The sequence below is a fragment of the Caballeronia sp. LjRoot34 genome, from assembly GCF_964253815.1.
Taxonomy (GTDB): Bacteria; Pseudomonadota; Gammaproteobacteria; order Burkholderiales; family Burkholderiaceae; genus Caballeronia.
Map to the genome: position 1 here is coordinate 354,601 of NZ_CAXUSB020000001.1, position 13,510 is coordinate 368,110.

Below are 13,510 nucleotides of genomic sequence, written 5' to 3' on the forward strand. Positions count from 1 at the left end.
TGAACGCTTTACTTCGCCAACGCGCGTGACCCAGCCAATTTTTTCTGTGCGGTCGGACGTGTGTCGGCCGAGGGCGAATTTCAGACGGGGTGACGGGATGTTCAAGAAACTGATAGGCGAGTGCGTGGGAAGCTTTTCGCTTGTCTTCTTCGGCTGCGGCAGCATCGCACTGGCGAGTGGTAATTTTCGCCCCGACATCGGACTCGTCTGCCAGGCGGTGGTCTTCGGCCTTGCGGCAACCACGCTGGTCTACGTTCTACGTCCCGTTTGCGCCGCTCATTTCAATCCCGCGGTCACCGTCGGGTTTGCCGTCGCCAACCGTTTTCCCGTGCGGGACCTGATCCCGGCTATCACTGCTCAGGTCGGGGGAGCGACCGCCGGCGCGTGGCTCCTATATGTCGTTGCGAGCGCACGCCCGGGTGTCTCGCCCCATCTCATCGCATTCGGCGCCAATGGTTACGGGGCTCATTCGCCGGCCGGATATCAACTGCACGCGGCGCTGATCGTCGAGGCGCTGACGACCTTCGTCTTTGTCCTCGTGAATCTCTGTGTCGAGTCTGACCGGCAAGCGCGTTTGAGCGGCGCCGTGCTGATCGGGCTGTCGCTGGCGTTGTGTTCGCTGCTCGCCATTCCGGTGACAAATGCGTCTTTGAACCCGGCTCGTTCCACTGGCGTCGCGCTCGTGGTGGCTGGCTGGCCGCTGGATCAGCTCTGGATGTTTTGGGCGGCGCCCCTTGCGGGCGGCGTGCTGGCAGGCCTCGTCCATCCCATGCTCCAGCGCGGCGCTTCGAGTAACGGCGAGCCGCTGACACACGTCGGCCGTATCGACGGCGCGCTCGGTATCGACGGCGCGCTCGATAAGCAGCTGTCGTAACGAGCGCGAACATCATGTCCTCTCCCTCCATCCTCCGTCTGGTTCGCCTGATGACGCTGTTGGTGCTCGTGTGGGCAGCATCGGGCGTTTCAGCCGGACCCTTGCGTGTTCAACCCGCGAAACAAACTACGCAAGACTATTCGACGCTGACCCGCGACGAATCCCAGGCTCGCCGCTCAGAACCCATTCCCGGAAGCACCGGTACCGAACAGCCGCAGACGCTGAGCCTAAGCGCCGACGAGCGCGCCTATTTGCACTCGCTGCCGCCTCTTACGCTCGGCGTCGACGCCAGTTGGGCGCCGTTCACCTATGTGGATTCCAGCGGCGAGTCGAGAGGCATCGCAATGGCATACGCAAGCTATTTGTCGAAGGCGCTGGATATCGATCTCGAGCGGCGTGTGTATCAGGACTGGGGCGATGTGTTGAACGCCTTCGCTCGCGGGCAGATCGACATGGTAGCGACTACCGAACGCGAGACGCCGCGTCTTGCCGGCGGAATCCCGACCGGCTCGGTGGTGGACTATCCGCTCGTCATAGTCGGGCGGCTGGGCGAACCGGTGATGAATGGTATAGAGCAGGCGTCATCGCGGCGGATCGTCGTGACGGCGCGGCTGGCGGCTAGCGGGCGGCTTGGCAATTTGCCGTCGGGCGCCGCGCTTATCATCGCGCCCAACCTGAATGCCGCGCTCGACCGCGTGGTCCGGGGCAAGGCGGATTTGTTCGTCGGCGATCTCGTTACTGTCGATATCGCTCTCGCCGCGCGTTACGAGGACGAGTTGAAGATCGTCGGGCCGGCCGGCAATTTCGAGCATATGAGCTTCGCGCTGCGTCCGGAATTCGGCCGTCTCGTGCCACTGATCGACCGTGCGTTGAGCGCCATGTCGGACGCCGACAAACAGAGCATCCTCGCCGTCCGCCGGGCAGCGCTCGACCCGCCGGCAAGCGGCTGGAGCGTCAATGCCATGCGGCTGCTACCGGCGCTGATTGCTATTGCCGTGGTGCTGGCGGTCACGTTGCGGGCGTTCGTCCTCCTCCAGCGCGAAATGGCACGGCGCGTGGAAACGGAGCAGCGTCTCGCTACGCAACTCAGTTTCCAGCAGACCATGATGGAGGTGGTGCCGTATCCGCTGGTCGCGAAGGATCGGGAGAATCGCTACATCGCGGTGAATCGCGCGTTCGAAAAGACGCTCGGGCTGAAGCGCGAGGACATTATCGGACGCACGACGCTCGAGGTTCAGTCGTGGGGGGTTGATAACAGCCAGCGCCTGCATGATCTCGTGGGCATGAGTATCGAGCACGGGCGGCGCGAGCAGATCGAAATCACGTTTCACAATCGCGACGGCGCGCTGCGTCACGGGCTCTTCTGGACCGGCGCATTCGCGGCGGCGAATGGGGCAATGGCGGGTGTCGTCGGCACGATGATCGACATCACGGACATTCGCGACGCGGAAATGCGCGCGCGCGAAAACGAACGCCGCCTGCACGACGTCACACGCTCCCTGCCGGCCGTCGTGTTTCAGTTGCGGCGCACGAAGGATGGGGCGTACAGCTTCCCGTACATCGGCGGCGATACGCGTCATTTATTCGGCACTGATCTCGCGGCGCTCGGCAGCGACCAGGTGGCGGGTCTATCACTGATTCACGCCGACGACAAGCGCGGTCTGGGCGAGGCGATCGAACGTTCGGCGCTCACGCTGGATCCGGTTCACATGGAGTTTCGCTCGATCGTCGACGAAGGCCGCCACTGGATTCGCGCGCATCTCGTGGCGCACCGCGAGGCGGACGGATCGGTGGTCTGGAATGGCTATTGGGTCGACGCCAGTGTCGAGCGCGCGCGGGCCGACGAACTCGCCGCGGCGCGCGATGCGGCGGAAGCGGCCTCCCGCGCCAAGGATGATTTTCTCGCGATGATGAGCCACGAAATCCGTACCCCCATGAACGGGGTGCTCGGACTGGTGGAGGTATTCGAGAACACACCGCTCAATCCCGATCAATCGCAGATGCTCGGCATGATCCAGGACTCGGCGAGCGCGTTGCTGCAGATTCTCGACGACCTGCTCGACTATTCGAAGATCGAGGCGGGGCGTCTCACCATTGAATCCATGCCGATCGACCTGCGTGAACTGGTCGATAACGCCATCGGTTTGCTCGCGGGGCGCGCGCACGAAAAAGGATTGCGCGTGCGGGTGGATGTATCGCCGGATATTGCCGCGAGTTTGCGCGGTGACAGCGTTCGGCTGCGGCAGGTGCTTTTCAATCTGATAAGCAATGCTATCAAGTTCACGATGAAAGGCGAGGTCGCGCTCACGGTGAATCTGGTCGAGAGCGCGCACGGCGTGCAGACCGTCGAATTGAACGTGGAAGACACAGGGATCGGGATTGCGGCTGAGGCCCAGGCGAGTCTGTTCGAGCCGTTCGTGCAGGCGGAGTCGTCTACTACACGCCGCTTCGGTGGCACGGGCCTCGGGTTGACGATCTGTCGCAAGCTGGTCGAACTGATGGGCGGAACGCTGGAGCTGCAAAGCCAGGTGGGCGTGGGCACGCGAATGATCGTGCGGCTCGATATGCCGGTCGAAACGGCGAACTATCAGATCGATGGCTTGCGGGGCAAGAGCGGGATTATCGCTATCGACGATCAGCGGGTGGCGCGTGCGCTTGTTGACTATGGTCAGGCGCTCGGCCTCAAGCTGGCAATCCGGTCCAGCGACGACGCCGCGCTGCGTGATCCGCATACCTTCGACGGCATCGATCTCGTGTTTCTCAGCGACACCCATCCGCAAGCGCTGCCACTGAAAACGCGCGTGATTCACGTCACGGAAAAACCGAAACCCACGGGTTATCGCATTCTGGACAACGACATTCGCGTAAGCGTCAATCCAATCTCCTGGCGCGGTTTGGGCGCTGCATGCGTGGCCGCGTTGACGGGGTTGCCTCAGCTTGTCTCGCGTGCAACGCGCGGTATCGATACAAACAACGAGCCGCCCGATCGCGAGCGCGCAATCCGCATGGGGCGGCTTGTGCTCGTCGCGGAAGATCATCCCGTGAATCAGGAACTGATCCGCCATCAACTGGCGCTGCTGGGCTTTGCGTGCGACGTGGTGCAGGACGGCGTGGAGGCGCTCGCGGCACTCAAGCAGACGCACTACGGCTTTCTCATCACCGATTGCCACATGCCGAACATGACTGGCTATGAACTGGCGCGGCGCGTGCGCGCGAGCGAACTGGGGTTGTCGAAGAGATTGCCGATCCTGGGCATTACCGCGAGCACGGCGCCCGAGGAGTTGTCCATGTGCCGCGACGCCGGCATGGACGACTGCTTCATCAAGCCCACGCGGCTCGTCACGTTGCGCGACCATTTGAATCGATGGCGTGTCATGGACAGCGCATCAGCGGCGCCGGAACCGGTTGTTGTCGAGGAACGGGATGTTGATACCTTCGACGCAGAAACCGATGAGATCGATCTGGACTACATGACGCAACTCTGGGGCAGCGGGACCACGGTCAAGGCGTTGCTCGACGCATTCGTGTCGTCATTCCGTGACGATCTCGACACGCTCAGAACCTTGCTCAATGGCGGCAGCGTGGCGCAGTTGCGCGAGTGGCATCACCGGGTGATCGGAGCGGCTAGCATTTTGCAGTACCGGCCGTTGCAGATTGCCCTCGACAGGTTCCGACGTGATCTCGTCGACAAACCGGACGGCCTTCGCCGCCAGGATGGCGCAGCGCTGATCGTGCGCTGCGAGGTTCTACTCGAGCGGATTGAAGCGCAACGTGCGGAGATGGCGTGATGTTTGCGGATCGGGGCGTTAGTCTGGTGCTGCAGCACCGGTCTTCTTGCCGGCGGCTAAACGCATGGTGATCGAGCGCTGAAGTTTCAACCAGGCGCTGCAAACAAAACGGGCCAATTTCAACGCAGATTGGAATCGGCCCGTTTGTTCGTCATGCCTGCGTTTTCAAGCCCGTTAAAACAAGGCGTTCATCGCCGTGTCTTTCCTGAAATGCGCGAGCGCGAAATCAACAAACGAACGCGTTTTTGCGGACACGTGACGGCGTCCTGGATACACCAGCGAGACTTCCTTGTCCGCGTTACTCACCGCGTAGTCAGTGAGCAACCGCACGAGCGTGCCCTGTTCAAGATCGTCCGCGACATGGCTTTCCGGCAGTGCCGTGACGCCCATGCCGGACAGCGCGGCTTGTCGAAGCATTTGCGAATTGTTGACCGTGTAATCCGGATCGATGACGATATCCTCGTCCTCACCGGTCGCGCCCGTGAACGACCACGTGGACCCGTGTATGTCCGCTGATGGCGACAGGAACGCGTGAGCGGCCAGATCAGCGGGCCGCAGCGGTACGCCGTGTTTCGCGAGGTAATCCGGTGCGGCCACAATGACCGGCGTCACCTTGAACAAGGGCCGATTGATCAACGTGCCGCTGTTCACCATGCGCGGCACGACAATACCAACGTCGAAACCCTCATCCACCAGATCCACTGGCCGATGCAGCAGCGTGAGACGCAGTTTCACGTTGGGAAACGCGTCGCGATACTCACACAGCAGCGGCGTGAGTCCGAACAGTGAGAACGACGCCGATGCCACGAGCTTCAGCGTGCCGGAGGGATCGAACGATGTTTGCGAGACCGTCGATTCAATCGACTCGACCTGTTCTATCACCGCCCGGCAGCCTTCGGCGTACGACGCGCCGGCTTCGGTGAGCGACACGCTTCGCGTCGTGCGGTTGAGCAGTCGCGTATTGAGGTGCGCCTCGAGCAACGCGACGTAACGCGTGATGACAGCGTTCGATAAATCGAGCGCAGCCGCAGCCCGGCCGAATGACCCGGTTTCAGCGACTTTCACGAAGACGCGCATGGCTTGAAGATGATTCATTGACCAACCGATGAACAAAGAGTCGCCCCGTGTATGTCACGCCTCGGGGCCGAAAAAGACACGGGTGAGGGCGCTCTTTCTCAAGCCTCACTCGCGTGCGCGATGCTAATGCGGTGGGGTTGTCGGTGAAATAGGAATAAGACGAAAGCCGATGAAAGCGCGTTTGTGTCGCGCAGTTGCTACTGTCGCAACTCTGCAACGCGTTCAACTAATTAGGTATCCAGAGGTTAATTCGAGATAACACGAATGCCTGACGGAACAAGCGTTTGTGCGAAAACGAACCCCATTTTTTGATTTATTCAAAAAGCCTTTTGTGTGCGTCTTGATGGTTTGGTTAAAAGCCAGCGCCCTAAACTTTGTTTCAGCCGAATCACGGTGTCCGGTGAAGACCGGAAACGAGTCGCCTTGGTGTTACGCAGGAAGGCGTCGCGTTATGCAACCAGTCGAGTCGTCAGACTCATTAAAGGGATCACACATGAAAAAGACTCTGATCGTCGCGGCCGTTGCCGCTTCTTTTGCGACCGCCGCAAATGCGCAGAGCAGCGTTACGTTGTACGGCCTTATCGATGCTGGTTTCAGCTATGTGAACAATGAAGCTGCTACGAACGTTGCCAAGGGCAGCGCTGCAGCATTCCGCCTGTCGAGCGGCAACCTCAACGGCAGCCGTTGGGGCCTGAGGGGCACGGAAGACCTCGGTGGCGGCATGAAGGCAATCTTCACGTTGGAAAGCGGTTTCAGCATGGGCGATGGTTCGGCGCTTCAAAAGCAGAACGGCGGCACCAACGGTACTGAGTTCGGTCGTCAGGCATTCGCAGGTATCTCGACTGCTCAGTTCGGCACGGTAACGTTGGGTCGTCAGTACGACTCCGTAGTCGACTATCTTGCCCCAATGACGGCTACCGGTAGCTGGGGTGGTACGTACTTCGCGCATCCGTTCGACAATGACAACACGCAGAACTCGTTCCGCGTCAACAATTCGGTCAAGTACCAAAGCGCGAACTACTCCGGCTTCACGTTTGGCGGTCTGTATGGCTTCTCGAACCAGGCTGGTGGATTCGGTAACAACCGTGCGTACAGCGCTGGCGCACAGTACGCAAACGGTCCGTTCAAGATTGCAGCGGCTTACCTGCAACTGCAAAATCCTGACTCCAACCTCGCTGGCGGTGCGATGACGGACAACGGCGCTGGGACGAACCTGGTGGCACAAAGTGCGGGCGCGTCAGTGCAGACGCAACGCACGTACGGTGTTGGCGGCAACTACGCGATCGGGCCGGTGACGGTTGGCGGTGCATGGACGCAAAGCCGCTTCCAGTTCGCGGTGGGCGATTCCACGGCGCGCTTCAACAACTATGAAGTGAATGCACGTTATGCACTGACGCCGGCATTGGCACTTGGCGCCGCGTATACGTACACCGACGTGAAGGGTTACACCGCCGGTCCGAACAACAACGACCACATGAAGTTCCATCAGTTTGGCTTGCAGACGGACTATTCGTTGTCGAAGCGTACGGACATCTATGCTGAAGGCATCGTTCAGCTTGGTAAGCAAGGTGCTGAAGCGCAGATTTATGGCACGAACGCCAACTCGGTTCACGGCAACCAGGTTGTGGTATCGACGGGTATCCGTCACCGCTTCTAAATTGCTGAAAGTTTGATGTTGTAACGAAAAGGCGCCGCAAGGCGCCTTTTCGCATTTCCAGCCCGGTATCGGCTACCCGGGTTCGTGGGTAAGGGCTTGACAAGCAAAATGCACTACCATGGCGCGTCGATGAGCAGACGACTCGTCCGCTCGTCAGTCACCCAGGGGAGAGCAAACATGTTCACGAGATTTCGTCTGCGTAACAGCGTGTTGGGTTTGAGCATGGTGTTGATGTCGTCTGTCGCGACAATCGCGTCGAGCTCAGCTTTCGCCGATACCGTCGCTTTGCAAGCGAACCTGCAACCGTCGAGTGAAGTGCCGCCGCGCGTGAGCAAGGGTCATGGGGTGCTGAAAGCCACCTTCGACACCACCACGAAGACGCTGCAGTGGACCGTGACGTACGCTGACTTGTCGGGTCCCGCGACCATGGCCCATTTCCACGGCCCCGCGCCCGTGGGGCAGAACGCGAAGGTGCAGGTTGCTATCGACAAGAACGCGCTGCCCAGTCCAATCGCCGGCCAGGCCACGCTTTCTGAGCAACAGTCCACCGACCTGATGGCCGGGCAGTACTACTTCAATATCCACACCGAGAAGAACCCGACCGGAGAGATTCGCGGCCAGGTAATGCCGGCGAACTGACAAGGCGTTTGGTTTGCAGGACACGCACTGCGGGCGTCTCTTCTCTATACGCGACTTCGCGAACGATCGTACTATTGACGTTCATCGAAAGAGGAGTCGCCATGAGTTGGCAAAGTGCATTGGCCTGCTGGGTTTTACGTCGCCGGATGCGCCCCGAAACGGCTAAGCCGGGTATCGATGTTGCGCGAGCGCGAGCGTTGACGTCGAAGCGCGCGTGGTTGCCGAAAGTGCCGTCGGGCTGGCGTCTTGAAGAGCGATACGGCCAGGACGATGCCCCGCTTCGCGGTGAGTGGCTGTTGCCCGCTCAGCCGTCTGGCATCACGATCCTGTACCTGCATGGCGGCGGTTATTATTTTTGCTCGCCCGCGACGCATCGCGGGCTCGTGTTTCCCCTCGCGAGACGGTCAGGCGCGCGGACCTTTTCCCTCGATTACCGGCTTGCCCCCGAGCACCCGTTTCCCGCCGCGCTGGACGACACACTGACTGCTTATCGAAAGCTGTTGGCCGATGGCGTGCCGCCTGCGTCCATCGTGATAGCCGGCGATTCGGCCGGGGGCGGTCTCGCGCTCGCGACGTTGCTGGCTTTACGCGATACAGGCGATTCACTTCCCGCAGGCGCGGCGTTGTTTGCGCCGTGGACGGATCTGGCGGCGACCGGCGCGTCGATGACGACCAACGATGGCCTCGATCCCATGTTCTACGGTCGAGCATTCGCGCCGGCGGGCAAGCTTTATACCGGCGATGCCGATGTACGTAACCCGTACGTGTCGCCACTCTATGGGCGGTTCGACGGTTTGCCGCCGCTCTTCATCCAGGTCGGCGATACCGAAGTGCTGCTTGACGATTCCACGCGCGTGGCCGAGAAAGCGCGTGCGGCCGGCGTGAACGTGGACCTCGAGATCTGGCCGAAAATGCCGCACGTCTTCCAGATGTTCGCGCCGTTTGTGCCTGAGGCTAACCGCGCGCTGGAGCAGGCGGCGGAGTTCGCGCGCCGGGTGACGGCTCCGCAAGCCGTGGAAGCATTGTAGAAAGTAGACAAGCTGGCGGTTCACTTCCCGCTCGCTATATCGATGGTCTGAAAAGCGCGCTCGACGGCCAGTTGCCCATATTCCCGCTCCAGTCGGCGCACGGTGAAATGCCCATGCGCCATCTGCTGGAAGTGATCGATGAACACCGTGTTGACCATGGCCCCGAGCACCGCGCCGATTGCCGGGATCGACTTGGCGGCAACTTGTTCGCTGACCTGCACCGAGAACCGCGACGCCACCGTCTGCAAGAACTTGAGCAACGCGGTCGAGCCGTGTCCGCTCAAACCCTTCGACGCCAGCTCGCTCGTCGCCTTCGATACCGACTGCGCCAAGGTCCCACGCACAATGAAATAGCCGATATCGGCGGCATCGTCGCTCGAACTCGGGCCGCCCATGCCGAGCACCATCAGGCATTGCAACTGGGTGTCGATCAGATGCACGTCTTCGCCCTCGCTGCGCGCAATGTCGCAGATCGAACGGAACATCAGCGTGGTCGTGACGGGCAATTCCACCGGCAACGCGAACAGCCCAAACGCGCCGCCCGCTGCGCCCGTTGTCGCGACGGCCAGCTTGTGCATCAGGTTGTGCGGTTTTTCGGGTGGCAGCAAGACGCCGTCAACCGTACTTTTACTCAGCGTGCGCAGCGCGAGTTGCAGACATTTTTTGAGCGCTGCCTGGGTTGCGTCGTCGATTTTTTCCTGCGCGACGTTCGGCATCCGCGCCATCAGCTTTTCGATGGGCGAGCCAACCACGCTCGCCAGTTTCATCGTCAGCGATGGGCTTTCCAGTGCTTCCTTGGCACGGCGCAAGGTCGCGAGATCTTCCTGCGAGAGGGGCGAAGCGGCGATCGGCGTCGGTTCCATGGCAATTTCAGAAAAAGGTTGAGAAGGCGTCTGGCCTTGGATTAGAGCCTTTCAGCGTGCTATGATTCACATTCTGTTGATAAGTCAATCATTGCGGTATCAAAAAATGGCCGTTCATACTGCCGAGCAGCACTCTGCGGGACAAGTGCTCCCGTTTCGCGAATCGTTGATGGCGATGCTGGGCATCTGCTTCGTGACCATGCTGGTCGCACTCGATCAAACCGTGGTCGGCACGGCGTTGCCCACCATCGTCGCCGAACTCAGGGGTTTTGACCTTTACGCCTGGGTCGCTACCTCGTACTTGCTTACGTCCGTCATTACCGTGCCTATTTTCGGCCGGCTCGGCGACTATTACGGCCGCAAACCGTTCGTGATCGCGTCTATCGTCGTGTTCACCGTTGCGTCCGCGCTTTGCGGCCTCGCCAACAATATGCTGTTCCTCGTGCTCGCGCGCGGACTTCAGGGCATTGGCGGCGGCATGCTGGTCGGGACCGCGTTTGCGTGCATTGCCGATCTGTTTCCTGACTCCGTCGTGCGTCTGCGGTGGCAGGTGATGATGAGTTCGGCGTTCGGTATTGCGAACGCAGTCGGGCCCTCGCTTGGCGGGATTCTGACGCAATACTACGGCTGGCGCTCTGTGTTCTACGTAAATCTGCCGGTCGGCCTGCTGTCAGTGTTTTTCGTCTGGCGCTTCCTTCCGCACCTTCGGCACATCAAGCACGAGGGCAAGATGCGTCTGGACTGGCAAGGCGCGGGCCTGATCGCGATTGCGCTGGGTTCGTTGCAACTGTTTGTCGAAATGTTGCCGAAGCACGGCTTGTCGGCCGAGTCGTTGCTGCTGCTGGCCGCGAGCGTTGCGTCCAGCTATGCGCTCTGGAAATGGGAACGTAGCTGCGATTACGCCATTCTTCCCGTCGATATGTTCCGCAACAAGAGCCTGTCCGCGCTCTTTACGCTGGCGATTCTTGGCGGTTTCGCCATGTTTTCGCTGCTGTTTTACGCGCCTTTGCTGTTTCAGGGCGGTTTTGGCATGTCGCCGAAAGACGCCGGTCTGATGATCACGCCGCTGGTGGTGTTCATTACGATCGGCAGTATCGTGAATGGCCGGATCGTGACGCGCGTGAAGAATCCCAACGCCATGCTGTTTGTCGGTTTCGCGCTGCTCGCGGTGGCGTGTCTCGGCGTGGTGATCGCCACGCGCTCAATGCCGCGTCCGCTGTTGATGATGTTCATGGTGCTGGGCGGAATGGGGCTGGGTTTTGTCATGCCGAACCTGACCGTGTTCGCGCAGTTGACCGCGGGAAGGGAACATCTGGGGATTGCGACGGCGCTGCTGCAGTCGCTGCGCATGATTGGCGGGATGATCGGCACGGCGTTGACCGGCACGCTGATCGGCCATCTGTATGCGAGCGGCGTGCAGCTCGCGCTCGACAAGGACAGCGCCACTCACTGGCTCGGGGACCTGAGCGATCCGCAGATTCTCATCAACCACGACGCGCAAGCCACGCTGCTTTCGCAACTCGCGGCCGCGGGTCATAACGGCGCGATGCTGCTTGAATCGGCACGCGAGTCGCTGGTTGCGGCCATTCACATCGGTCTGGCGGTGGCGGCGGTTGTGGCGGTGCTGGCTGTGTGGCAATCGCGTCGCGTACCGCCGGTGCGCCTGAAGGGCGCGAAGATCGAACCGACGATTGTGGCGGAATGAGCTCGACAGCAGAAAGCAAGCACGCCGACGGCACCACCAGCACCACTGCCACGAACGACGCGCGAACGCGCAACACGGAAGTAATCAGCACCAAAGCAGTCAGCCGGGAACCACTCAGCATGGACGAGACGGAACGTATCGCCTTCATACAGCAGTTCGGGCGCACTTATCGTGCGTTCATGCAGGCGTTCGAATCGCAGGTCGGCCATCCGATGCCGCGCTGGCGCATCCTGCTCGCGCTGCACGATCATGCGGGCGAGTTGTCGCAGAAGCGGCTGGTTGAGAGGCTGCGCGTGGACCCGGGCGCGCTCACGCGGCAGTTGAAGACGCTGGAGGCGCTGGGCTGGATTGCGCGTAGTGTTGATCAGCGTGACAACCGGGTATCGAATGTGGTCCTGACCGATACCGGCCGTGCCGTCACCGAAGCCGGCATGCCGCGCCGCAATACCTTCCTTCACGAGACACTGTCGACCCTTCCCGACGACGCCGTCACGGCGCTCTCCGGCGCGCTGCGCGCGCTCGAGCAGCGCATCCAGGAAGTTACCGCCGGAACCGCCGAACTGAACAGCCCAGGCGAGCCGGGCAGCGCCGTCTCCGACGAAGCCTAGAACGACGTTTCGATCACTTCCTTCACGCGATATTTTGTATCGACGACCAGAATCTGGCGCCATTTGTCGAAGGTGAGACAGGGGTGCGAGATGTCGAACGCGATCATGTCGCCGACCTTGATGTCGTCGCCCGGCTTGATCCGCAAGTAGGCGTGCTGATCCATCATGCCGAAGATCTCCCAGCCTTCATCGGTCGTGATGTCGCGCGGCCATTGCGTGCCCGGACGGAAATGGCGAGCGGGCTCGGGCATGCCGGCGTCGAAGGCGGCATCGCGTTTTCCCAGGCCGATGATCACGCGATCCGGCTCCGGAATCGACTGCACATAGGCCCACAATTGCAGCGCCGGTTTCAACCCTTCGCCCATTTTCTTCGCAATCGGATTGCGCGCGAAAATCTCGCTCTGCGCTTTCTTGTACACGCCCACGTCATGCGTCAGGTAACAGCCCGGACGCAGGATCACTTCGATTGCATCGCTATTCGCTTTCGCGAATTCATCGGCGACGACGTCGTACCAGGCAGACCCCGCGCCCGAGAGAATGGCCGGCTTGCGTTCGATCTTGCCGTCGGCGACCAGCGCGCGCGTTACGTCCACCGCGTTCTGTAGAAAAGCCCGTACCTTGGATTCGTCCTGCAGCACGCCTTCGTAAATCTCGACGCCGGTGAGCTTCACGGCATCGGGCCAGCGTGCAATGGCGGCCAGCACTGCGTCGCGCTGCGCGTCGTCGCGGATGCCGGTTCGGCCGCCCGCTACGCCCAGTTCGAGCAGCACGTTCACCTGCTTGTTCACATCGCTGAAAAACGTGCCGAGCTGATCGACGTTGTCCGCCGAATCAACGAGGCAATGGAACTCAAAATTGGGATCGGTCAGCAATTCCGCGATCATGCCCATGTTGCGCTTGCCGACCAATTGGTTCGCCATCAGCACACGATGCACACCGCCGCGATACGCCGCCCGCACTTGATGCGCGGTGGCAAGCGTGATGCCCCACGCGCCGGCTTCCAACTGGCGTCGAAACAATTGCGGCGCCATGGTCGTCTTGCCGTGCGGCGCGAGTTTTACGCCGTATTCCGCCACGAAGGCCTGCATCCACTTCAAATTGTGCTCGATCCGGTCCGCGTACAGCACGGCGGCCGGCAGGCTCACGTCCTCGTCCAGCAGATTCCAGTCAAGGCGCGCGGCATCCGCCAGATGCACGCTGACGCCCGGCACCATGCCCAGACCCTTGCCGAAAGGGTCGATTGTCGCGCTTTGATAGTTTGTAACTTTCAT

10 protein-coding genes are annotated in these 13,510 nt (G+C 61.0%); 7 read left to right on the forward strand and 3 right to left on the reverse strand.

Annotated features, from left to right (window positions below; genetic code table 11):
• Positions 1-97: 97 nt before the first annotated feature.
• Positions 98-874 carry an aquaporin gene (locus ACSQ36_RS01640; protein WP_213765781.1) on the forward strand — a complete coding sequence of 259 codons (777 nt, stop codon included), beginning with the start codon at positions 98-100 and terminating at the stop codon, positions 872-874.
• A 14-nt stretch (positions 875-888) separates the two neighbouring features.
• Entirely contained in the window at positions 889-4,662 is a 3,774-nt protein-coding gene (locus ACSQ36_RS01645; protein WP_436180694.1) for an ATP-binding protein, read from the forward strand.
• A 174-nt stretch (positions 4,663-4,836) separates the two neighbouring features.
• On the opposite strand, the gene ACSQ36_RS01650 is transcribed toward ACSQ36_RS01645, so the two are convergent.
• Positions 4,837-5,757, reverse strand: a complete 921-nt coding sequence (locus ACSQ36_RS01650; protein WP_213765782.1) for a LysR family transcriptional regulator — start codon at positions 5,755-5,757, stop codon at positions 4,837-4,839.
• A 475-nt stretch (positions 5,758-6,232) separates the two neighbouring features.
• On the opposite strand from ACSQ36_RS01650, the gene ACSQ36_RS01655 reads away from it, so the two are divergent.
• The 3 genes from ACSQ36_RS01655 (at position 6,233) to ACSQ36_RS01665 (ending at position 9,063) form a co-directional block, all read left to right on the forward strand.
• Positions 6,233-7,396: a porin gene (locus tag ACSQ36_RS01655; protein ID WP_213765783.1), complete on the forward strand. Its 1,164-nt coding sequence runs from the start codon at positions 6,233-6,235 to the stop codon at positions 7,394-7,396.
• A gap of 222 nt (positions 7,397-7,618) precedes the next feature.
• The gene (locus ACSQ36_RS01660; protein WP_255631501.1) at positions 7,619-8,035 is read left to right on the forward strand and encodes a CHRD domain-containing protein; all 417 of its coding nucleotides are present in this window, start codon (positions 7,619-7,621) and stop codon (positions 8,033-8,035) included.
• 101 nt (positions 8,036-8,136) lie between these two features.
• Complete coding sequence (locus ACSQ36_RS01665; RefSeq protein WP_436180695.1) at positions 8,137-9,063, forward strand: alpha/beta hydrolase; 927 nt, start codon at positions 8,137-8,139, stop codon at positions 9,061-9,063.
• 20 nt (positions 9,064-9,083) lie between these two features.
• On the opposite strand, the gene ACSQ36_RS01670 is transcribed toward ACSQ36_RS01665, so the two are convergent.
• Positions 9,084-9,926: an EcsC family protein gene (locus ACSQ36_RS01670; protein ID WP_436180696.1), complete on the reverse strand. Its 843-nt coding sequence runs from the start codon at positions 9,924-9,926 to the stop codon at positions 9,084-9,086.
• A 106-nt stretch (positions 9,927-10,032) separates the two neighbouring features.
• Here ACSQ36_RS01670 and ACSQ36_RS01675 point away from each other — a divergent pair, with 106 nt between their 5' ends.
• Complete coding sequence (locus ACSQ36_RS01675; protein ID WP_436180697.1) at positions 10,033-11,631, forward strand: MDR family MFS transporter; 1,599 nt, start codon at positions 10,033-10,035, stop codon at positions 11,629-11,631.
• A 119-nt stretch (positions 11,632-11,750) separates the two neighbouring features.
• Positions 11,751-12,239, forward strand: a complete 489-nt coding sequence (locus ACSQ36_RS01680) for a MarR family winged helix-turn-helix transcriptional regulator (RefSeq protein WP_436183065.1) — start codon at positions 11,751-11,753, stop codon at positions 12,237-12,239.
• Here ACSQ36_RS01680 and ACSQ36_RS01685 read toward each other — a convergent pair.
• Positions 12,236-13,510, reverse strand: coding sequence for an amino acid deaminase (locus ACSQ36_RS01685; protein WP_436180698.1), 1,275 nt, complete (start codon positions 13,508-13,510; stop codon positions 12,236-12,238). The genes ACSQ36_RS01680 and ACSQ36_RS01685 overlap by 4 nt on opposite strands.

Coding starts and splice junctions, on each gene's coding strand:
- ACSQ36_RS01655 (WP_213765783.1), top strand. CDS start 6,233: ATGAAAAAGACTCTGATCGTCGCGGCCGTTGCCGCTTCTTTTGCGACC.
- ACSQ36_RS01670 (WP_436180696.1), bottom strand. CDS start 9,926: ATGGAACCGACGCCGATCGCCGCTTCGCCCCTCTCGCAGGAAGATCTC.
- ACSQ36_RS01660 (WP_255631501.1), top strand. CDS start 7,619: ATGGTGTTGATGTCGTCTGTCGCGACAATCGCGTCGAGCTCAGCTTTC.
- ACSQ36_RS01685 (WP_436180698.1), bottom strand. CDS start 13,510: ATGAAAGTTACAAACTATCAAAGCGCGACAATCGACCCTTTCGGCAAG.
- ACSQ36_RS01645 (WP_436180694.1), top strand. CDS start 889: ATGTCCTCTCCCTCCATCCTCCGTCTGGTTCGCCTGATGACGCTGTTG.
- ACSQ36_RS01680 (WP_436183065.1), top strand. CDS start 11,751: ATGGACGAGACGGAACGTATCGCCTTCATACAGCAGTTCGGGCGCACT.
- ACSQ36_RS01665 (WP_436180695.1), top strand. CDS start 8,137: ATGAGTTGGCAAAGTGCATTGGCCTGCTGGGTTTTACGTCGCCGGATG.
- ACSQ36_RS01640 (WP_213765781.1), top strand. CDS start 98: ATGTTCAAGAAACTGATAGGCGAGTGCGTGGGAAGCTTTTCGCTTGTC.
- ACSQ36_RS01675 (WP_436180697.1), top strand. CDS start 10,033: ATGGCCGTTCATACTGCCGAGCAGCACTCTGCGGGACAAGTGCTCCCG.
- ACSQ36_RS01650 (WP_213765782.1), bottom strand. CDS start 5,757: ATGAATCATCTTCAAGCCATGCGCGTCTTCGTGAAAGTCGCTGAAACC.